This is a genomic window from Paraburkholderia steynii, from assembly GCF_900100565.1.
GTDB classification, from domain to species: Bacteria; Pseudomonadota; Gammaproteobacteria; order Burkholderiales; family Burkholderiaceae; genus Paraburkholderia; species Paraburkholderia terrae.
Map to the genome: position 1 here is coordinate 130,901 of NZ_FNDI01000026.1, position 17,233 is coordinate 148,133.

Here is a 17,233-nt window from a genome sequence, read left to right on the forward strand (position 1 = left end):
CTGATGCGGACGGCGTTGGATATACGTGCGTGACGTTTCATGCTCAGGTCTGCGGCACCGTCATCGCCCGGTCGAGACTCCTCAGAAATTTGTCCGCCGATTCGTATCCGACGACGCGCAGCACTTCTCTCCCGCCGCGGTCGAAAAAGATGATTCCCGGCGGCCCGAACAGGTTGAAGCGCTTGAGCAGAACCTGATCGTCTGCGTTATTGGCCGTCACGTCCGCTCGCAGCAGATTCATTTGCTTGAGCTTCGCCTGAACGCGCGGATCGCTGAAGGTGAACTTCTCCATTTCCTTGCAGCTGACGCACCAGTCCGCGTAAAAATCGAGCATGGCGGGCTGTGCAGCCGTTTTGACGGCTTCGTCGAGCTGACCTGATGAGCGGACTGGTGCGAAGGCCAGATCGGTCTGTTGGGCCTGCCCGGACGGGGCATTCAATGTCCGACCCGCGAGTACGGCGAGCGGCTTCAGCGGGTCCGTCGATCCCGCTGCCAGCCCAACCAGTAAGGTGGCGGCCCAGATCGCCAATGCTGCACCGATTCCGCGTCCAAGACCGCGCCAGATCGAGCCTGCGCCCGCATGAGGGGAAAATAGCCCCAGGCCGGCAGCTGCGATCAGGAGCCACAATGCGGCCAATAGCATTTGCGCAATCGGGCCCAACACCGGCCACACGATCCAGAGCGCAGCCGCCAGCAGCACGATGCCGAAGAAAACCTTGACGCTATCCATCCAGGCACCCGCGCGCGGCAGCATCGTGCCGGCACCGAGCCCGATGATGAGCAGCGGTACGCCAAGCCCGATACCCATCGAAAATAATGCCGCGCCGCCCAGCACGGCATTGCCGGTGTGCGCGATGAACGCCAATACCGCGAACAGCGGTGCCGTCATGCACGCACCGACTACCAGCGCAGAAAGTGCTCCCATCACCGCGACGGCCGCGAACTTGCCTCCCGAGCGCTTTTCCGACGCCTGTGAAACGCCACTCTGCAAGCGCTGAGGCAACACGATATCGACTCCCGCGATCAGCGTGAGCGCAAAGAGGGACAGCAAAACGCCAAATGCGCCGAGCACCCACGGGTTCTGCAGCCAGGCGCCAAGGCTTTGCCCAACGAGCGCGGCCGCGATGCCAAGCACCGTGTACACGAGCGCCATCCCGACAACATAAGCCAATGACAGCGTGAAACCGCGTGCGCGCGTGACCCGAGGCCCCTCGCCGATGATGATTGCCGACAGAATCGGGATCATCGGGTACGAACAGGGAAGCAGACTCAGCACGATGCCGGCGACGAAATACAAACCGACGATCGCGAAAAACCCGCCGCCTTGCAGCAGTGATTGCGCATAGTCTGCGCTGGTCGCGCGCTCGTACCACGAGGTGCTGCTTTGAGTGTCCTGAGCCGGCAGCGTGTTCGTTTTACCCGCAACGGCCGCGTGCAACGCCGCTCCCGTCACGTGGTAGACGCGCTCCATTGGCGGATAGCAGATGCCCGCGTCGGCGCAGCCCTGCGACGTAACGGCAAGATCGAACGGACCGCTCGCCTGCTTCACGGGAACGCGGACAGTCAATTCTCCGCGATAGGTTTCGACATTTTTCCCGAAGGTCTGATCGAACTTCACATGCCCCGCGGGTAATTGCGCGTCACCCATCGTCGCCGTACCGTTGCGCGTCGCGAAGGCGAATCGCTCCCGGTACATGTAGTAGCCGTCGGCGATCTTGTAGTGAACCAGCACTTCGCCTGGCTGCTCGGATGCGCTGAATCTGAAAGCGACGGCTGGATCGAGAAAGTCGTCCGCCGCACGAACGACGCTCGCGGTAGTCAGCGATAGCAGCAGTACGCCTGCGACAAAGGTGAGAAGGCGCGCGACATTCCGCCAGCGCCGGGACAAACCGTTAAACATGGATTGGGCGTTGCGTTTCGGCATTCACCCATTGGCCATACGCGGCCGACGCAGTGACTTGCCAGGAAAGGATTTCGGGCGTGTCGTACGGATGCTGAGCCTGGATGAACCGTTCGAGCTCAAGCGTTCGGACGACGCTCGTCTTGAACAGCAACTGGATCTCTTCCGCCGATTCGATCTTGCCCTGCCAGTGATAGTTGGACTGGACGCTGCCAAGTTGCGTCACACACGCAGCGAGACGTGCTGAAAGCGCGTCCTGAGCCAATTTTTGCGCCGTTGCGAGGTCCGGCACGGTCGTCAATACCAAACTCACATTTACGTTCACCGACCGCTCCAGCGCTTTCCAAAACAGGGTGACGCTATCGTATCACCTTGTCCTGATAGCTCGCAGACGCTCGAATGGCATAGGCAAAGCGCACGCTGGAAACAAAAAAGCCAGGCTCACGCCTGGCTTCTTTTAGTCGCTGTCAGAAGGCTTATTCAGCTTCTGCAACGTTTTCGACTTCCTCGACTTCCGGACGGTCGAGCAGTTCGACCAGTGCCATCGGTGCGTTGTCGCCGACGCGGAAACCGAACTTCAGGATGCGCAGGTAGCCACCCGGACGGTTCGCGAAGCGCGGGCCCAGCACGTCGAACAGCTTCGTGACCGAGTCACGATCGCGCAGGCGATTGAACGCCAGACGACGGTTTGCCAGCGACGGCTTCTTGCCGAGCGTGATCAGCGGCTCGACGACTTTACGGAGTTCCTTCGCCTTCGGCAGCGTCGTCTTGATGACTTCGTGCTCGATCAGCGAGTTGGACATGTTACGGAGCATTGCCAGACGGTGGCTGCTCGTGCGGTTCAGTTTCCGCAAACCATGACGGTGACGCATTTCAATTTCCTTGAATCAAAGTTTTGGTCCAGCTCTTCTATCGCTTTCCTTGTGTACAGCGTGGAAAGCACGGGCCGGTAGTGAAAAAGGCAAGACGCGGATTTTAAAGGAAAATCCGCGTCCTTACCAGTCGATACTGCTTGACTTACTTGTCGAGACCAGCCGGCGGCCAGTTTTCGAGCTTCATGCCGAGCGTCAGGCCACGCGAAGCGAGCACTTCCTTGATCTCGTTCAGCGACTTGCGACCCAGGTTCGGCGTCTTCAGCAGCTCGTTTTCCGTGCGTTGGATCAGATCGCCGATGTAATAGATGTTCTCGGCCTTCAGGCAGTTCGCGGAACGAACCGTCAGTTCGAGATCATCGACCGGACGCAGCAGGATCGGATCGATCTGCGGAGCGCGCGACGGTGCTTCTGCCGCTGCTTCCGTGCCTTCCAGCGCCGCGAACACCGACAGCTGATCGACCAGAATACGCGCCGATTGACGGATCGCTTCTTCCGGCGAAATCACGCCGTTGGTTTCGATGTTCATCACGAGCTTGTCGAGGTCGGTACGCTGTTCGACACGCGCGCTTTCCACGGCGTAGCTCACGCGGCGAACCGGCGAGAACGACGCATCCAGCACGATACGACCGATGATCTTGGCCGATTCTTCGCCGTAACGACGCACGTTGCCCGGGACATAGCCACGGCCCTTTTCGACCTTGATCTGCACGTCGAGCTTACCGCCCTTCGACAGATGCGCAATTACGTGATCCGGGTTGATCACTTCGCAGTCGTGTGCGAGTTCGATGTCGCCAGCCGTGACAACGCCTTCGCCTTCCTTGCGCAGCGTAACCGTCACTTCGTCACGGTTATGCAGCTTGAACACCACGCCCTTCAGGTTCAACAACAGGTTGACCACGTCCTCCTGCACACCATCGAGCGTCGAGTATTCATGCACGACGCCTGCGATCGTCACTTCGGTCGGCGCGTAGCCCACCATCGACGACAGCAATACACGCCGAAGCGCGTTACCCAAGGTGTGGCCATAACCCCGTTCAAACGGTTCCATGACCACTTTCGCGTGGCTTTCGCCAAGCGATTCAACAGCGATGATCTTGGGCTTCAACAAACTGGTTTGCATAGGTTTTCCTTTTCAATACCCTCGGCTCGTTACACCGATAAGGCTGACCGGTAACAACCTGAAAATAAACAGCCGAGGTGCCCCCTTGCCTAACGCAATCGGGGAACCTCGGCCGTCAATCCGATTAGCGCGAATACAATTCGACGATCAGGCTTTCGTTGATGTCGCCAGCGATGTCGCTGCGTTCCGGCATTTGCTTGAACGTGCCTTCGAACTTCTTCGAATCGACAGCAACCCACTGCGGCAGACCGCCCTGTTCGGCGAGCGACAGCGCTTCGAGAATACGAGCCTGCTTCTTCGACTGTTCGCGCACGGCAACCACGTCGCCAGCCTTGACCTGCAGCGACGGGATGTTCGCGACGACGCCGTTCACCGTGATCGACTTGTGGCTCACGAGCTGACGCGCTTCAGCGCGCGTCGAACCGAAACCCATGCGATACACGACGTTGTCGAGACGCGACTCGAGCAGCTTCAGCAGGTTTTCACCCGTGTTGCCCTTGCGACGGTCGGCTTCAGCGAAGTAGCGGCGGAACTGGCGCTCGAGCACGCCGTAGATGCGCTTCACTTTTTGCTTTTCGCGCAGCTGCGTGCCGTAGTCGGACGTACGTGCGCCCGAGGTGCGGCCATGTTGACCAGGCTTGCTGTCAAGCTTGCACTTGTCAGCGAGCGAACGACGGGCGCTCTTCAGGAAGAGATCGGTGCCTTCACGGCGAGACAGCTTGGCTTTAGGGCCGATATAGCGTGCCACTTTGCATTCCTTCTATGATTGATCACGTGAACTTTCATTCACGCTAGTCCGAACCCTTTGGGTCGAACGGTGGGCTTAGTCAATTCAATAACGCAAGCAGCCTGTTACCGCCGTTAGCGGCAACAGGCGCAAGCGGAGCAAGCGTCTTAGATACGACGACGCTTCGGCGGACGGCAGCCGTTGTGCGGAACCGGCGTCACGTCGGAGATCGCGGTGATCTTGATGCCAAGACCATGCAGCGCGCGCACCGCGGACTCACGGCCAGGGCCAGGGCCCTTGATCCGCACTTCGAGGTTCTTCACGCCGTATTCCATCGCCACGCGGCCAGCCGATTCAGCTGCGACCTGAGCTGCAAACGGGGTCGATTTACGCGAACCCTTGAAGCCCTGACCACCCGACGTCGCCCAAGCCAATGCATTGCCTTGACGATCGGTGATCGTGATGATGGTGTTGTTGAACGACGCGTGAACGTGAACCACGCCCTCGGCGACGTTCTTCTTGACCTTCTTGCGAACGCGTTGCGCCGCGGAGTTGTTCGAAGCCTTAGCCATTACGTTTTCCTGTAACTGTCAGTCCCGCTTACTTCTTCAGCGATTGCGCTGCACGACGCGGACCCTTGCGCGTACGGGCATTCGTACGCGTGCGCTGGCCGCGCAGGGGCAGGCCCTTACGATGGCGCACGCCACGATAGCAGCCGAGATCCATCAGGCGCTTAATGTTCATCGTCGTTTCACGGCGCAGATCGCCTTCAACGATGAACTTGCCGACTTCTTCACGCAGCTTTTCGAGGTCTGCGTCGTTCAGGTCCTTGACCTTCTTCGAAAATGCCACACCAGCTGCGACGCAAATGTCGCGCGAGCGCGTGCGGCCGATACCGTAAATTGCCGTCAGGCCGATTTCGGTATGCTGGTGGTTCGGGATGTTAACCCCTGCGATACGAGCCATTGTTTTTCCTCAAACAAAAAGCGCAAACAAAAGCGCGGCGTTCAGCCTTGACGCTGCTTGTGGCGCGGATCAGAGCTGCAAATCACGCGAACGACGCCCTTGCGCTTGATGATCTTGCAATTGCGGCAAATGCGCTTAACCGATGCCATCACTTTCATGATATTACCCTTTTTTCAAATCACTTCGCCCGGAACACGATCCGCGCACGCGACAGATCGTAAGGCGTCAATTCAACCGTAACCTTGTCGCCCGGAAGGATACGGATGTAGTGCATCCGCATCTTGCCGGATATGTGTCCCAATACGACATGGCCGTTTTCCAGCTTCACCCGAAAGGTAGCGTTGGGGAGGTTTTCGATAACCTCGCCCTGCATCTGGATTACATCGTCTTTGGCCATAAGTCCTTTCAACGCATCGGGACGCCGCCGCCCTTGAAGTTAGCCTTCTTCAGCAGCGACTCATACTGTTGCGACATAACGTACGACTGCACCTGCGCCATGAAATCCATTGTGACGACGACAATGATCAGCAGCGACGTTCCACCAAAATAAAACGGCACATTCCAGCGCAGCACCAGAAACTCGGGCAGCAAGCAAACGAACACGATGTAGATCGCACCGGCTAGCGTCAGACGCGTCAGGATGCGGTCGATATAGCGTGCCGTCTGGTCACCCGGACGAATACCCGGGACGAATGCACCACTCTTCTTCAGGTTGTCGGCCGTCTCCCTGCTGTTGAACACCAGCGCGGTGTAGAAGAAGCAGAAGAACACGATCGCCAACGCGTACAGCAACACGTACACCGGTTGACCGGGCTTGAGCGCTTCAGCCACGTTGTGCAGCGTGTCCGCGAACCAACCGGTCCGCGACCCTGAACTGAACCAGTTCAGGATGGTTGCCGGGAACAGGATGATCGACGATGCGAAGATCGGCGGAATCACGCCCGACATGTTCAGCTTCAACGGCAGATGCGACGACTGTCCACCGTAAATCTTGTTGCCGACTTGCCGCTTCGCGTAGTTCACAAGAATCTTGCGCTGGCCGCGTTCAATGAACACTACCAGATACGTCACAGCTGCAATCAGCGCGACCACGATGATCGCCGAGATGATGCTCATCGAGCCAGTACGAACCAGTTCGAAGAGACCACCGATCGCATTCGGGAAACCCGCTGCGATACCGCCGAAGATAATGATCGAAATGCCGTTACCCAGACCGCGTTCCGTGATTTGCTCACCGAGCCACATCAGGAACATCGTGCCGGTCACGAGCGTCACCACCGTCGTCAGCCGGAAGACCATGCCAGGATCGATCACCAATGCCGGCTGATTCTCCAGCGCAACAGCGATACCGAAAGCCTGGAACGTGGCAAGAACCACCGTGAAGACACGCGTGTACTGCGTAATCTTCCGTTGACCCGCCTGTCCTTCCTTCTTCAGCGCTTCGAGTTGCGGCGAGACAATCGCCAGCAACTGCATGATGATCGACGCCGAGATGTACGGCATGATCCCCAGCGCGAAAATCGTGAACCGCGAAAGTGCGCCACCCGAGAACATGTTGAACATGCCAAGGATGCCGCCCGACTGGCTCTGAAACAACTTTGCCAGCTGGTCCGGGTCGATACCCGGCACCGGAATATGCGCGCCGATGCGGTAGACAACTAGCGCCAGCAGCAGGAACACTGCACGCCGACGCAGATCGCCAAACTTCGCCGCGCTTCGACCGGGTTTTGCGAGACTCGGGCTGTTAGCCAAGAACCTTCTCCGATGCAAATGCTAGTGACGGCAATCGACTTGCACGTTACTCGGCGAAAGAACCGCCAGCTGCTTCGATCGCAGCGCGCGCGCCCTTCGTCGCACCCAGCCCCTTCACGACGACCTTGCGCTTCAACTCGCCCGTCGCAATGATCTTGGCGCTGGTCATCAGCTCGCCGATCAAGCCGGCTTGCTTCAGTGCCAGAAGATCGACTTCATCGACCGGCAGCTTCTCCAGATCGCCGAGACGCACTTCACCAACGAATTCCTTCGTCAGCGAGGTAAAGCCACGCTTCGGCAGACGGCGTTGCAGCGGCATCTGACCGCCTTCGAAGCCGACCTTGTGGAAGCCACCCGAACGCGATTTCTGACCCTTGTGACCACGGCCAGCGGTCTTACCGAGGCCGGAGCCGATGCCGCGACCAACGCGACGCTTTGCGTGCTTCGCGCCTTCAGCCGGCTTCAGGTTATTCAATTCCATTATCAACTCCTTGAGTGCCCGAACGGCCGCTTAGTCGATGACCTTAACGAGGTACGAGACCTTGTTGATCATGCCACGCACAGCCGGCGTGTCCTGCAACTCGCTAACCGAGTTCAGGCGGCGCAGACCAAGACCACGCACCGTAGCGCGGTGCGATTCGCGGGTCCCAATCAGGCTCTTGACGAGCTGAACCTTGACAGTTTTTTCAGACATGGTGACCACCTTAGCCCAGAATGTCTTCGACGGACTTACCACGCTTCGCCGCGATGTCAGCCGGCGTCGACTGCTTGCGCAGCCCATCCAGCGTCGCACGAACGAGGTTGTACGGGTTCGTCGAACCGTGGCTCTTGGCCACAACGTTTTGCACGCCCATCACGTCGAACACTGCGCGCATCGGGCCGCCAGCGATCACGCCGGTACCATCCTTCGCCGGAGCGAGGAGAACCGTCGACGCGCCGTGCTTGCCATGCACTTCGTGTTGCAGCGTACCGTTCTTGAGCGGCACCTTGAACATGTTGCGGCGGGCTTGTTCCATTGCCTTCTGAACAGCGACCGGAACTTCCTTGGCCTTGCCCTTGCCCATGCCGACGCGGCCGTCACCATCGCCAACCACGGTCAGTGCGGCGAAGCCGAGAATCCGGCCACCCTTCACGACCTTGGTCACGCGGTTGACCGAAATCATCTTTTCGCGGAGGCCGTCGTCGCGTTCGTCAGCCTGAACTTTCGCTTGCATCTTTGCCATGACGAATTCCTTCCTTAGAACTTGAGCCCGGCTTCGCGCGCCGCGTCAGCCAGCGCTTTCACGCGGCCGTGGTAGCGGAAACCCGAGCGGTCGAAGGCGACGGATTCGATGCCGGCAGCCTTAGCCTTTTCTGCGATGCGCTTGCCGATCAGGGTCGCAGCGGCAACATTGCCACCCTTGCCCGACTGGTCGGCCAGTTGCGCACGCACTTCGGCTTCGAGCGTCGACGCGCTGGCGAGCACCTTGGTGCCGCACGGCGAGAACACTTGCGCATAGATGTGCGTGTTCGTGCGATGCACGGCCAGACGCGCGACTTGCAGCTCAGCGATCTTGACACGCGTCTGACGAGCGCGGCGCAGGCGAGATTGAGTCTTATCCATGATTGCGCACCCTTACTTCTTCTTCGTTTCTTTGAGGATCACAACCTCGTTGGCATAGCGCACGCCCTTGCCCTTATAAGGCTCCGGCGGACGGTAGCCGCGCACTTCTGCAGCGACCTGGCCAACTTGTTGCTTGTTGATCCCCTTGATCACGATTTCGGTTTGCGACGGGGTTTCAGCCTTGACGCCTTCCGGCATCTGGTGCACCACCGGGTGCGAGAAACCCAGCGACAGGTTCAGCTTGTCGCCTTGCGCTTGCGCACGATAACCAACGCCAACCAGCGTCAGCTTGCGCTCGAAACCCTTAGTCACGCCTTGCACCATGTTCGCGACCAGCGCGCGCATCGTGCCCGACATCGCATTTGCTTCGCGGCTTTCGTCAACCGGCTCGAACTTCAGCGTGCCGTTGTCGTTCACCACTTTCACGAGGCGATTCGCGTTCTGCGAAATCGTACCCAGCGGGCCCTTGACGGTAATGCGCTCGTCGCTCAGGGCCACTTCTGCGCCTTGCAGCGCGATCGGGCTTTTACCTACTCGAGACATGTTTCTTCTCCCTTCGGTCTTAAGCGACGTAGCAGATGACTTCGCCGCCCACGCCAGTAGCGCGCGCCTTGCGGTCGGTCATCACACCCTTCGGCGTCGAAACGATCGCAACGCCAAGGCCATTCATAACCTGCGGAATATCGTTGCGGCCGCGATACACACGCAGACCAGGCTTCGAGACGCGTTCGAGGCGCTCGATAACCGGACGGCCAGCGTAGTACTTCAACGCGATGTTCAATTCCGACTTCGCGCCTTCAGCCTTCACTGCGAAATCGTCGATATAGCCTTCATCCTTCAGGACTTGCGCGATCGCAACCTTGACTTTCGACGAGGGCATCGTCACCGAAACCTTCTCAACCATCTGCGCGTTGCGGATGCGAGTCAGCATATCGGCGATAGGATCACTCATGCTCATTTACGTTTCTCCTATTACCAGCTCGCCTTGGTCAGGCCAGGGATCTCGCCGCGGAACGCGATTTCACGAATCTTGTTACGCGCCAGCCCGAATTTACGGAACGTGCCACGCGGACGACCGGTGATTGCGCAACGATTGCGCTTGCGAGTCGGGTTCGAATTGCGCGGCAGTTGTTGCAGCTCAAGGCGAGCCGAATAACGCTCTTCTTCCGACTTGCTTTGGTCGTCGATGATTGCCTTCAGCTCAGCACGCTTAGGTGCGAACTTGGCAGCCAGGCGCGCACGCTTCTTTTCACGTTCGATCAGTGCCAGTTTAGCCACGGTAACCTCAGTTTCTGAACGGGAACTTGAAGCTGGCGAGCAGTGCCTTTGCTTCATCGTCAGTCTTCGCAGTCGTCGTGATGCTGATGTTCAGCCCACGCAGCGCGTCGATTTTGTCGTAGTCGATTTCGGGGAAAATGATCTGCTCTTTCACACCGATGTTGTAGTTGCCACGACCGTCGAATGCACGGCCCGACACGCCACGGAAGTCACGCACACGCGGGAGCGCAACCGTCACGAAACGATCGAGAAATTCGTACATTGCCTGGCCACGCAGCGTGACCATCGCGCCGATCGGGTAACCCTGACGGATCTTGAAGCCTGCGATTGCCTTGCGTGCCTTCGTGATGACCGGCTTCTGGCCCGCGATCTTCGTCAGATCGCCAACGGCGTTCTCGATGATCTTCTTGTCAGCGACGGCTTCGCCAAGACCCATATTCAGGGTGATCTTGGTGATGCGCGGCACTTCCATCACGGACTTGTAACCGAACTTCTCGATCAGGCCGGGAACAACCTTCTCTTTATAAAATTCTTGCAAACGTGCCATTTTTTACTCCGCAGCGTCAGGCGCTCAGCACAGCACCGGTCGACTTCAGGAAACGAACCTTCTTGTCTCCCTCGACCTTGATGCCGACACGCGACGGCTTGCCATTCGCGTCGACCAGCGCGACGTTCGAAATATGCAACGGCATTGCCTTCGCTTCCACGCCGCCCGTCGTACCCTTCATCGGGTTCGGCTTCACATGCTTCTTGGCGATATTGAGGCCCTCGACGGTCACACGGTCATCAGCAACGACCAGCACTACACCGCGCTTGCCCTTGTCTTTACCGGTAACTACGACGACTTCGTCACCTTTGCGAATCTTGTTCATCTCGGCTCCTTACAGCACTTCCGGCGCGAGCGAAACGATCTTCATGAAACGTTCGCTGCGCAGCTCACGCGTAACCGGCCCAAAGATACGGGTGCCGATAGGCTCGAGCTTGGTATTCAAAAGCACGGCTGCGTTGCCGTCGAACTTGATCAGCGAGCCGTCTTGACGACGGACGCCCTTGGCGGTGCGAACCACCACGGCGTTGTAGATTTCGCCTTTCTTCACGCGCCCGCGCGGCGTTGCTTCTTTGACGGTCACCTTGATGATGTCGCCAATGTTGGCATAACGACGCTTCGAGCCGCCGAGCACCTTGATGCACATGACTTCACGCGCACCCGTGTTGTCGGCCACTTCGAGCCGAGTTTCGGTCTGGATCATGGTTTATCTTTCCCAACTTAATCCGGTCACACCACCATGGCGCACCCGGTCAGTCTTGGTCCCGTCAGCCAATCGGCTGCTTGGGTATGAACAGCAGCGACGGCAAACGAAACCCGCCATCGCAATCTGGTGATTCTGTCGACATGGACTGACGCCCAAATCGCTTCCCCCACCTACGACTTCGCCCGCGATGGGGCTCCCACAAAGAGGGAAGACCGAGATTATAACAAATAATCTCGGTCTTGCAAGCGAAATCTACTGCGATTTCAACTACTTCTTACTGCTCAGCCGCTTAGATGATTCGAGCAGCTTCAATCAGACGCGACACAGCCCAAGCCTTCGTCTTCGACACCGGACGAGTTTCCTGGATTTCAACGAGATCGCCCTCGTTGTACGTGTTCGCTTCGTCATGAGCGTGATACTTCTTCGAACGTACGACGTACTTGCCGTAGATCGGGTGCTTCACGCGGTGCTCGACCAGCACGGTAACCGTCTTGTCCATCTTGTTGCTGACGACCTTGCCGACCAGCGTCCGCTTGAGCGAGGTTTTTACGCTATCGTTCATTTCTGGTTCGCCTTCTCAGTCAGGACGGTCCGCACACGTGCGATGTCGCGACGAACCTTCTTCAGCTGGCTCGTGTTCGTGAGCTGCTGGGTCGCGAGTTGCATGCGCAGGCCGAATTGCGCCTTCAACAGGTCCGACAGCTCCTTGTTGAGCGCGGCCTGATCTTTCTGGTGAAGTTCGGATGCCTTCATCATTCACTCCTTAGGCGCCGAGCTGGCGAACCATGAACGTCGTCTTCAGCGGCAGCTTCGCTGCAGCCAGACGGAACGCTTCACGTGCCAGTTCTTCGGTCACACCATCCATTTCGTACAGCATCTTGCCCGGCTGAATCTCGGCGACGTAGTACTCAGGGTTACCCTTGCCGTTACCCATACGCACTTCCGCCGGCTTTTGCGAGATCGGCTTGTCCGGGAAAATGCGGATCCAGATGCGGCCGCCGCGCTTGATGTGACGCGTCATTGCACGACGCGCAGCTTCAATCTGACGCGCGGTCAGGCGGCCGCGACCGATAGCCTTCAGACCGTACTCACCGAACGACACCGCGTTACCACGCGTTGCGACGCCAGTGTTACGACCCTTCTGCTCTTTGCGATACTTCCTGCGTTTCGGTTGCAGCATCGTTATTCTCCAGTCTTACCGTCGCCGGCACCGCCACGGCGCGGAGCACCACGGCGAGCACCTGCCGGTGCACCTTCACCATCGCGACGCGGGCGGCGATCGCCCGGACGTGCGTTGCGGCGCGGACGCTTTTCTTCGGCGACTTCTTCAACCACCGGAGCGTCGTTGCGGCCGAGCGTGTCGCCCTTGTAGACCCACACCTTCACGCCGATGATGCCGTACGTCGTCTTCGCTTCCGAGGTTGCGTAGTCGATGTCCGCACGCAGCGTGTGCAGGGGCACGCGACCTTCGCGATACCACTCCGTACGAGCGATTTCGATACCGTTCAGACGGCCCGCGCTCATGATCTTGATGCCTTGAGCACCCAGACGCATCGCGTTTTGCATCGCACGCTTCATCGCACGGCGGAACATGATCCGGCGTTCGAGCTGTTGCGTGATCGAATCGGCGATCAGTTGCGCATCCGTTTCCGGCTTGCGGATTTCTTCGATGTTGACGTGAACCGGAACGCCCATACGCTTTTGCAGCTCGGACTTCAGCAGTTCAATGTCTTCACCCTTCTTGCCGATCACGACACCCGGACGCGAGCTGAAAATCGTGATACGCGCGTTCTTTGCAGGACGCTCGATCACAACGCGGCCGACGGACGCGTTCTTCAACTTCTTCTTCAGGTATTCACGAACACCGATGTCTTCCTGCAACATCGCCGCGAAATTGTTGTTGTTCGCGTACCAACGCGAAGCCCAATTGCGGCTGACGGCCAAACGGAAGCCAGTCGGATGAATTTTCTGTCCCATCGTATGGCTCCTTAATTCCCGACCGTCACAGTGATGTGACAGGATTGCTTCTCGATGCGGTTACCGCGACCCTTTGCGCGTGCGGTGAAACGCTTCAGCGAAGCAGCCTTGTCGACGTAGATGCTCGTGATCTTGAGCTCGTCGATATCGGCGCCTTCGTTGTGTTCCGCATTCGCGATCGCAGACAGCACGACCTTCTTAACGATACCCGCCGCCTTCTTCGGCGAGAACGTCAGAACGTTCAGCGCCTTGTCGACCGGCAAACCACGAATCTGGTCAGCCACAAGGCGCGTTTTCTGCGCCGAGATGCGGGCACCGCGATGAATTGCCTTCACTTCCATCTTGATTGCCCCTTATTTCTTGGCCTTCTTGTCGGCCGCGTGACCCTTGAACGTACGGGTCAGTGCGAACTCGCCAAGCTTGTGGCCGACCATGTTTTCCGTGACATACACCGGAACGTGTTGACGGCCGTTATGAACGGCGATCGTCAGACCGATGAAGTCCGGCAGGATCGTCGAGCGACGCGACCAGGTCTTGATTGGCTTCTTGTCGCGCGATGCTGCAGCCGCCTCAACTTTCTTCAGCAAATGGGCGTCGCAGAACGGACCTTTTTTAATAGAACGTGCCATTGCCTACTCCTTAACGCTTGTGACGGCGCTGGACGATCATGCTCGTCGTGCGCTTGTTGCTACGGGTGCGATAACCCTTCGTCGGCGTGCCCCACGGGCTCACCGGATCGCGACCTGCAGCCGTCTTGCCTTCACCACCACCGTGCGGGTGATCGACCGGGTTCATTACAACGCCACGCACCGTCGGACGGATACCGCGCCAGCGGTTCGCGCCAGCCTTACCGATTTGACGGAGGCTGTGCTCTTCGTTGCCAACTTCACCGATCGTCGCGCGGCATTCGATGTGAACGCGGCGGATTTCGCCCGAGCGCAGACGAACCTGCGCGTAGGTGCCTTCACGAGCCAGCAGCATCGCCGACGTACCAGCCGAACGCGCCATTTGCGCGCCCTTGCCAGGCAGCATTTCGATGCAGTGAATCGTCGTACCAACCGGGATGTTGCGGATTGGCAGCGTGTTGCCTGCACGGATCGGAGCTTCCGAACCCGACATAAGTTGCTGACCAACCGTCACACCCTTCGGAGCGATGATGTAGCGACGCTCGCCGTCTGCGTACAAAACCAGCGCAATGTTCGCGCTACGGTTCGGATCGTACTCAAGGCGTTCGACCTTCGCGGGAATGCCATCCTTCGTGCGACGGAAGTCAACGATACGATAGTGCTGCTTGTGACCACCACCCTTATGGCGCGTGGTGATGTGGCCGTTGTTGTTACGGCCGGCGGTCTTGCTCTGCACGTCGAGCAGCGGTGCGTACGGCTTGCCCTTATGCAGATCCTTGTTGACCACCTTGACCATCGCGCGGCGGCCCGGCGAAGTCGGCTTAACTTTCACGATTGCCATGATTACTTGGCCTCCGCTTCAAAGTTGATTTCCTGGCCGGGCTTCAGGCAGACGTACGCCTTCTTCACGTCCTTGCGCTTACCCATGAAACGGCCAAAGCGCTTTGCTTTGCCCTTCTGGACCAGCACGTTGACGGAATTGACTTCCACCTTGAACAGCAGCTCGACAGCAGCCTTCACTTCCTGCTTCGTAGCGTCCGGCGCAACTTCGAACACGACTTGCTCGTTCTTGTCAGCAACCAGCGTCGCCTTTTCGGAGATCACCGGCGCGAGCAGAACTTGCATCAAACGATGATCGTTTTTGCGAACTTCGCTCATGACAGCAACTCCTCGATCTGGGCGACCGCAGCCTTCGTGATCAGCACTTTCTTGAAGTAGATCAACGACAGGGGGTCGGCGTAACGCGGCTCGACAACGGCCACGTGGGCCAGATTGCGCGACGCGAGGTACAGGTTTTCGTCAACCGTGTCGGTGATGACCAGCACGGAGTCGAGACCCATCGCCTTGAACTTTTCGGCCAACAGCTTCGTCTTCGGCGCTTCGAGCGTCAGCTCGTCGACAACCGCGATGCGGCCTTCGCGGGCCAGCTGCGAGAAGATCGAGCAGAGACCTGCGCGATGCATCTTCTTGTTGACCTTGTGCGAGAAATTTTCTTCCGGCGAATTCGGGAAGATGCGACCACCGCCACGCCACAACGGGCTCGACGACATACCGGCACGAGCACGGCCCGTACCCTTCTGGCGCCACGGCTTCTTCGTGGTGTGCTTGACCTGCTCACGATCCTTCTGAGCGCGGTTGCCACTACGTGCGTTCGCCTGATAAGCGACGACGATCTGGTGGATCAGGGCTTCGTTGTAGTCACGACCGAACACGACGTCCGACGCGTTGACTGCTGCGCCTTCCTGACCGTTGGCATTCAGGAGCTTAAGTTCCATTATTTCGCTCCTTTCACGGCACGCGTCTTCACAGCCGGCGTCACAAAAACCTTGCCGCCCTTCGCACCCGGAACAGCACCCTTGACCAGCAGCAGCTTGCGATCTGCGTCGATACGTGCGATTTCGAGGTTCTGCACGGTGACCGTCTCGTCACCCATATGACCCGTCATGCGCTTACCCGGGAAAACACGACCCGGATCCTGCGCCATACCGATCGAACCCGGCACGTTGTGCGAACGCGAGTTACCGTGCGATGCACGGCCCGAAGCGAAGTTGTAGCGCTTGATGGTACCGGCGTAGCCCTTACCGATCGAGGTGCCTTGCACATCGACCTTCTGGCCCACTTCGAAGAGATCCACACCGATCACTGCGCCATTCGCCAGCTCGGCAGCCTTGGCGGCGTCGATCTGGAATTCCTTGAGGATTTCACCGGCTTGAACGCCGGCTTTGGCGAGATGACCTGCCAACGGCTTCGTCACACGCGATGCACGGCGCGTACCGAAGGTAACCTGAACGGCCGTGTAGCCGTCGGTTTCAACAGTCTTGATCTGCGTCACGCGGTTGTCGGACACGTCCAGCACGGTGACGGGAATCGAATCCCCTTCAGCCGTGAAGATACGGGTCATGCCAACCTTGCGACCTACGAGTCCAAGGCTCATCGTTTTCTCCATTCCCGACTGCGATTGGTCGGGGCTAATTTACAAAATGCCCCGCGTTTCAGAGGCGAAACGCGACGGCTTTTTTACGCAATTGCGCGAAAAGCCTAGCATTATAGCGAGGCTTTTCGTTTTCTGCAAGCAATCAAAGACTTAGCGGCATCCAATAACCTGGATACCGCTCGAAGCCTTTACTGCAGCTTGATCTCGACGTCCACGCCAGCCGGCAGATCCAGCTTCATCAACGCGTCGACGGTCTTGTCCGTCGGATCGACGATGTCCATCAGGCGTTGGTGCGTGCGGATTTCGAGCTGATCGCGCGACGTCTTGTTGACGTGCGGCGAACGAAGAATGTCGAAACGCTGGATGCGGGTCGGCAGGGGCACCGGACCACGAACGATTGCGCCAGTCCGCTTCGCGGTGTCGACGATCTCAGCTGCCGATTGATCGATCAGACGATAGTCGAATGCCTTCAGGCGAATGCGGATTTTCTGGTTCTGCATGACGAATTCCTTGGAAAGAGCGAGGCGATATTGCACCGCCGATTAGAAAAAGAGCGTAGGTCTGGGCGCCCGCTTGGCGCGAGTGCCCAGACCCGGGCACTACATGCTGCTACAGCAATCTTCGATTTTACTCGATGATCTTGGCAACGACACCTGCGCCGACGGTACGGCCACCTTCACGGATTGCGAAGCGCAGACCTTCTTCCATCGCGATCGGAGCGA

Annotated in this window: 32 protein-coding genes; all 32 read right to left on the bottom strand. The window is 58.5% G+C overall.

All coding sequences use genetic code 11. The features are described from left to right. Positions 1 to 43: 43 nt before the first annotated feature. On the bottom strand, positions 44 to 1,900 hold the full coding sequence (dsbD, locus tag BLT65_RS35025) for a protein-disulfide reductase DsbD (RefSeq protein WP_091786905.1): 1,857 nt from the start codon (positions 1,898 to 1,900) through the stop codon (positions 44 to 46). Next, positions 1,893 to 2,225, bottom strand: a complete 333-nt coding sequence (cutA, locus tag BLT65_RS35030) for a divalent-cation tolerance protein CutA (protein ID WP_042314568.1) — start codon at positions 2,223 to 2,225, stop codon at positions 1,893 to 1,895. Before cutA ends, dsbD begins: the two co-directional genes overlap by 8 nt. 151 nt (positions 2,226 to 2,376) lie before the next feature. Continuing rightward, positions 2,377 to 2,772: a 50S ribosomal protein L17 gene (gene rplQ / locus BLT65_RS35035; protein WP_007730705.1), complete on the bottom strand. Its 396-nt coding sequence runs from the start codon at positions 2,770 to 2,772 to the stop codon at positions 2,377 to 2,379. Between the two features lie 145 nt (positions 2,773 to 2,917). Then, positions 2,918 to 3,895 (bottom strand): DNA-directed RNA polymerase subunit alpha, encoded by a 978-nt coding sequence (locus BLT65_RS35040; protein WP_007730697.1) that lies wholly within the window; start codon positions 3,893 to 3,895, stop codon positions 2,918 to 2,920. 124 nt (positions 3,896 to 4,019) lie between these two features. Beyond that, on the bottom strand, positions 4,020 to 4,643 hold the full coding sequence (gene rpsD, locus BLT65_RS35045) for a 30S ribosomal protein S4 (protein WP_007730694.1): 624 nt from the start codon (positions 4,641 to 4,643) through the stop codon (positions 4,020 to 4,022). A 146-nt stretch (positions 4,644 to 4,789) separates the two neighbouring features. After that, the gene (gene rpsK / locus BLT65_RS35050; protein ID WP_006052224.1) at positions 4,790 to 5,194 is read right to left on the bottom strand and encodes a 30S ribosomal protein S11; all 405 of its coding nucleotides are present in this window, start codon (positions 5,192 to 5,194) and stop codon (positions 4,790 to 4,792) included. Positions 5,195 to 5,222: 28 nt separating this feature from the next. Next, entirely contained in the window at positions 5,223 to 5,588 is a 366-nt protein-coding gene (gene rpsM / locus BLT65_RS35055; RefSeq protein WP_006052223.1) for a 30S ribosomal protein S13, read from the bottom strand. 41 nt (positions 5,589 to 5,629) lie between these two features. Then, positions 5,630 to 5,746: a 50S ribosomal protein L36 gene (gene rpmJ, locus BLT65_RS35060; RefSeq protein WP_004199844.1), complete on the bottom strand. Its 117-nt coding sequence runs from the start codon at positions 5,744 to 5,746 to the stop codon at positions 5,630 to 5,632. A gap of 20 nt (positions 5,747 to 5,766) precedes the next feature. After that, positions 5,767 to 5,985: a translation initiation factor IF-1 gene (gene infA / locus BLT65_RS35065; protein ID WP_004521905.1), complete on the bottom strand. Its 219-nt coding sequence runs from the start codon at positions 5,983 to 5,985 to the stop codon at positions 5,767 to 5,769. An 8-nt stretch (positions 5,986 to 5,993) separates the two neighbouring features. Then, the gene (gene secY, locus BLT65_RS35070) at positions 5,994 to 7,340 is read right to left on the bottom strand and encodes a preprotein translocase subunit SecY (RefSeq protein ID WP_012402182.1); all 1,347 of its coding nucleotides are present in this window, start codon (positions 7,338 to 7,340) and stop codon (positions 5,994 to 5,996) included. Between the two features lie 46 nt (positions 7,341 to 7,386). Then, the gene (gene rplO, locus BLT65_RS35075; protein WP_042314569.1) at positions 7,387 to 7,821 is read right to left on the bottom strand and encodes a 50S ribosomal protein L15; all 435 of its coding nucleotides are present in this window, start codon (positions 7,819 to 7,821) and stop codon (positions 7,387 to 7,389) included. Between the two features lie 30 nt (positions 7,822 to 7,851). Next, positions 7,852 to 8,034, bottom strand: coding sequence for a 50S ribosomal protein L30 (rpmD, locus tag BLT65_RS35080; protein WP_042314575.1), 183 nt, complete (start codon positions 8,032 to 8,034; stop codon positions 7,852 to 7,854). 10 nt (positions 8,035 to 8,044) lie between these two features. Beyond that, a complete protein-coding gene (rpsE, locus tag BLT65_RS35085; protein WP_007730604.1) occupies positions 8,045 to 8,563 on the bottom strand; it encodes a 30S ribosomal protein S5 in 519 nt (172 codons plus the stop codon). 14 nt (positions 8,564 to 8,577) lie between these two features. Continuing rightward, the gene (rplR, locus tag BLT65_RS35090; protein ID WP_007730600.1) at positions 8,578 to 8,943 is read right to left on the bottom strand and encodes a 50S ribosomal protein L18; all 366 of its coding nucleotides are present in this window, start codon (positions 8,941 to 8,943) and stop codon (positions 8,578 to 8,580) included. Between the two features lie 12 nt (positions 8,944 to 8,955). Next, positions 8,956 to 9,486 carry a 50S ribosomal protein L6 gene (gene rplF, locus BLT65_RS35095; RefSeq protein WP_035988814.1) on the bottom strand — a complete coding sequence of 177 codons (531 nt, stop codon included), beginning with the start codon at positions 9,484 to 9,486 and terminating at the stop codon, positions 8,956 to 8,958. A 19-nt stretch (positions 9,487 to 9,505) separates the two neighbouring features. After that, positions 9,506 to 9,901: a 30S ribosomal protein S8 gene (rpsH, locus tag BLT65_RS35100; RefSeq protein ID WP_007730595.1), complete on the bottom strand. Its 396-nt coding sequence runs from the start codon at positions 9,899 to 9,901 to the stop codon at positions 9,506 to 9,508. 14 nt (positions 9,902 to 9,915) lie between these two features. Next, complete coding sequence (gene rpsN, locus BLT65_RS35105; protein ID WP_012402186.1) at positions 9,916 to 10,221, bottom strand: 30S ribosomal protein S14; 306 nt, start codon at positions 10,219 to 10,221, stop codon at positions 9,916 to 9,918. Between the two features lie 7 nt (positions 10,222 to 10,228). Beyond that, entirely contained in the window at positions 10,229 to 10,768 is a 540-nt protein-coding gene (gene rplE / locus BLT65_RS35110; protein ID WP_006052214.1) for a 50S ribosomal protein L5, read from the bottom strand. Positions 10,769 to 10,784: 16 nt separating this feature from the next. Continuing rightward, positions 10,785 to 11,093 (bottom strand): 50S ribosomal protein L24, encoded by a 309-nt coding sequence (gene rplX, locus BLT65_RS35115; protein WP_042314570.1) that lies wholly within the window; start codon positions 11,091 to 11,093, stop codon positions 10,785 to 10,787. A 9-nt stretch (positions 11,094 to 11,102) separates the two neighbouring features. Then, a complete protein-coding gene (rplN, locus tag BLT65_RS35120; RefSeq protein ID WP_007730565.1) occupies positions 11,103 to 11,471 on the bottom strand; it encodes a 50S ribosomal protein L14 in 369 nt (122 codons plus the stop codon). A 292-nt stretch (positions 11,472 to 11,763) separates the two neighbouring features. Then, entirely contained in the window at positions 11,764 to 12,036 is a 273-nt protein-coding gene (gene rpsQ / locus BLT65_RS35125) for a 30S ribosomal protein S17 (protein ID WP_007730563.1), read from the bottom strand. After that, positions 12,033 to 12,227 carry a 50S ribosomal protein L29 gene (gene rpmC, locus BLT65_RS35130; protein ID WP_007180130.1) on the bottom strand — a complete coding sequence of 65 codons (195 nt, stop codon included), beginning with the start codon at positions 12,225 to 12,227 and terminating at the stop codon, positions 12,033 to 12,035. Before rpmC ends, rpsQ begins: the two co-directional genes overlap by 4 nt. Before the next feature lie 10 nt (positions 12,228 to 12,237). Continuing rightward, on the bottom strand, positions 12,238 to 12,654 hold the full coding sequence (gene rplP, locus BLT65_RS35135; protein ID WP_007730545.1) for a 50S ribosomal protein L16: 417 nt from the start codon (positions 12,652 to 12,654) through the stop codon (positions 12,238 to 12,240). Positions 12,655 to 12,656: 2 nt separating this feature from the next. Beyond that, entirely contained in the window at positions 12,657 to 13,451 is a 795-nt protein-coding gene (gene rpsC / locus BLT65_RS35140; RefSeq protein WP_012402193.1) for a 30S ribosomal protein S3, read from the bottom strand. A gap of 11 nt (positions 13,452 to 13,462) precedes the next feature. Next, positions 13,463 to 13,792 (bottom strand): 50S ribosomal protein L22, encoded by a 330-nt coding sequence (rplV, locus tag BLT65_RS35145; protein WP_007730533.1) that lies wholly within the window; start codon positions 13,790 to 13,792, stop codon positions 13,463 to 13,465. Between the two features lie 12 nt (positions 13,793 to 13,804). Further along, complete coding sequence (rpsS, locus tag BLT65_RS35150; protein WP_006998484.1) at positions 13,805 to 14,080, bottom strand: 30S ribosomal protein S19; 276 nt, start codon at positions 14,078 to 14,080, stop codon at positions 13,805 to 13,807. A gap of 10 nt (positions 14,081 to 14,090) precedes the next feature. Continuing rightward, the gene (gene rplB, locus BLT65_RS35155) at positions 14,091 to 14,918 is read right to left on the bottom strand and encodes a 50S ribosomal protein L2 (protein WP_042314571.1); all 828 of its coding nucleotides are present in this window, start codon (positions 14,916 to 14,918) and stop codon (positions 14,091 to 14,093) included. A 2-nt stretch (positions 14,919 to 14,920) separates the two neighbouring features. Beyond that, the gene (rplW, locus tag BLT65_RS35160; protein WP_007730525.1) at positions 14,921 to 15,235 is read right to left on the bottom strand and encodes a 50S ribosomal protein L23; all 315 of its coding nucleotides are present in this window, start codon (positions 15,233 to 15,235) and stop codon (positions 14,921 to 14,923) included. Beyond that, complete coding sequence (rplD, locus tag BLT65_RS35165; RefSeq protein ID WP_007730523.1) at positions 15,232 to 15,852, bottom strand: 50S ribosomal protein L4; 621 nt, start codon at positions 15,850 to 15,852, stop codon at positions 15,232 to 15,234. Before rplD ends, rplW begins: the two co-directional genes overlap by 4 nt. Next, positions 15,852 to 16,511 carry a 50S ribosomal protein L3 gene (gene rplC, locus BLT65_RS35170; RefSeq protein WP_091786909.1) on the bottom strand — a complete coding sequence of 220 codons (660 nt, stop codon included), beginning with the start codon at positions 16,509 to 16,511 and terminating at the stop codon, positions 15,852 to 15,854. The genes rplD and rplC overlap by 1 nt, the downstream gene beginning before the upstream one ends. Before the next feature lie 188 nt (positions 16,512 to 16,699). Further along, entirely contained in the window at positions 16,700 to 17,011 is a 312-nt protein-coding gene (gene rpsJ, locus BLT65_RS35175) for a 30S ribosomal protein S10 (RefSeq protein ID WP_006998489.1), read from the bottom strand. Positions 17,012 to 17,138: 127 nt separating this feature from the next. Then, a partial coding sequence (locus BLT65_RS35180; protein WP_072445389.1) for an EF-Tu C-terminal domain-related protein occupies positions 17,139 to 17,233 on the bottom strand: 95 nt, incomplete at its 5' end.

Bases quoted from the DNA above. Each gene is read 5' to 3' on its own strand.
- rpsJ (WP_006998489.1), bottom strand. From the start codon at position 17,011: ATGCAGAACCAGAAAATCCGCATTCGCCTGAAGGCATTCGACTATCGT.
- rpsE (WP_007730604.1), bottom strand. From the start codon at position 8,563: ATGGCAAAGATGCAAGCGAAAGTTCAGGCTGACGAACGCGACGACGGC.
- rplW (WP_007730525.1), bottom strand. From the start codon at position 15,235: ATGAGCGAAGTTCGCAAAAACGATCATCGTTTGATGCAAGTTCTGCTC.
- dsbD (WP_091786905.1), bottom strand. From the start codon at position 1,900: ATGTTTAACGGTTTGTCCCGGCGCTGGCGGAATGTCGCGCGCCTTCTC.
- rpsH (WP_007730595.1), bottom strand. From the start codon at position 9,901: ATGAGCATGAGTGATCCTATCGCCGATATGCTGACTCGCATCCGCAAC.
- rplC (WP_091786909.1), bottom strand. From the start codon at position 16,511: ATGAGCCTTGGACTCGTAGGTCGCAAGGTTGGCATGACCCGTATCTTC.
- rpmD (WP_042314575.1), bottom strand. From the start codon at position 8,034: ATGTCTGAAAAAACTGTCAAGGTTCAGCTCGTCAAGAGCCTGATTGGG.
- rpmC (WP_007180130.1), bottom strand. From the start codon at position 12,227: ATGAAGGCATCCGAACTTCACCAGAAAGATCAGGCCGCGCTCAACAAG.
- rplN (WP_007730565.1), bottom strand. From the start codon at position 11,471: ATGATCCAGACCGAAACTCGGCTCGAAGTGGCCGACAACACGGGTGCG.
- rpsC (WP_012402193.1), bottom strand. From the start codon at position 13,451: ATGGGACAGAAAATTCATCCGACTGGCTTCCGTTTGGCCGTCAGCCGC.
- rplX (WP_042314570.1), bottom strand. From the start codon at position 11,093: ATGAACAAGATTCGCAAAGGTGACGAAGTCGTCGTAGTTACCGGTAAA.
- rpsK (WP_006052224.1), bottom strand. From the start codon at position 5,194: ATGGCTAAGGCTTCGAACAACTCCGCGGCGCAACGCGTTCGCAAGAAG.
- rplB (WP_042314571.1), bottom strand. From the start codon at position 14,918: ATGGCAATCGTGAAAGTTAAGCCGACTTCGCCGGGCCGCCGCGCGATG.
- infA (WP_004521905.1), bottom strand. From the start codon at position 5,985: ATGGCCAAAGACGATGTAATCCAGATGCAGGGCGAGGTTATCGAAAAC.
- rpsM (WP_006052223.1), bottom strand. From the start codon at position 5,588: ATGGCTCGTATCGCAGGGGTTAACATCCCGAACCACCAGCATACCGAA.
- rplP (WP_007730545.1), bottom strand. From the start codon at position 12,654: ATGCTGCAACCGAAACGCAGGAAGTATCGCAAAGAGCAGAAGGGTCGT.
- BLT65_RS35040 (WP_007730697.1), bottom strand. From the start codon at position 3,895: ATGCAAACCAGTTTGTTGAAGCCCAAGATCATCGCTGTTGAATCGCTT.
- rplF (WP_035988814.1), bottom strand. From the start codon at position 9,486: ATGTCTCGAGTAGGTAAAAGCCCGATCGCGCTGCAAGGCGCAGAAGTG.
- rpmJ (WP_004199844.1), bottom strand. From the start codon at position 5,746: ATGAAAGTGATGGCATCGGTTAAGCGCATTTGCCGCAATTGCAAGATC.
- rplO (WP_042314569.1), bottom strand. From the start codon at position 7,821: ATGGAATTGAATAACCTGAAGCCGGCTGAAGGCGCGAAGCACGCAAAG.
- rplR (WP_007730600.1), bottom strand. From the start codon at position 8,943: ATGGATAAGACTCAATCTCGCCTGCGCCGCGCTCGTCAGACGCGTGTC.
- rplD (WP_007730523.1), bottom strand. From the start codon at position 15,852: ATGGAACTTAAGCTCCTGAATGCCAACGGTCAGGAAGGCGCAGCAGTC.
- rplV (WP_007730533.1), bottom strand. From the start codon at position 13,792: ATGGAAGTGAAGGCAATTCATCGCGGTGCCCGCATCTCGGCGCAGAAA.
- rpsS (WP_006998484.1), bottom strand. From the start codon at position 14,080: ATGGCACGTTCTATTAAAAAAGGTCCGTTCTGCGACGCCCATTTGCTG.
- rplQ (WP_007730705.1), bottom strand. From the start codon at position 2,772: ATGCGTCACCGTCATGGTTTGCGGAAACTGAACCGCACGAGCAGCCAC.
- rpsQ (WP_007730563.1), bottom strand. From the start codon at position 12,036: ATGAACGATAGCGTAAAAACCTCGCTCAAGCGGACGCTGGTCGGCAAG.
- rplE (WP_006052214.1), bottom strand. From the start codon at position 10,768: ATGGCACGTTTGCAAGAATTTTATAAAGAGAAGGTTGTTCCCGGCCTG.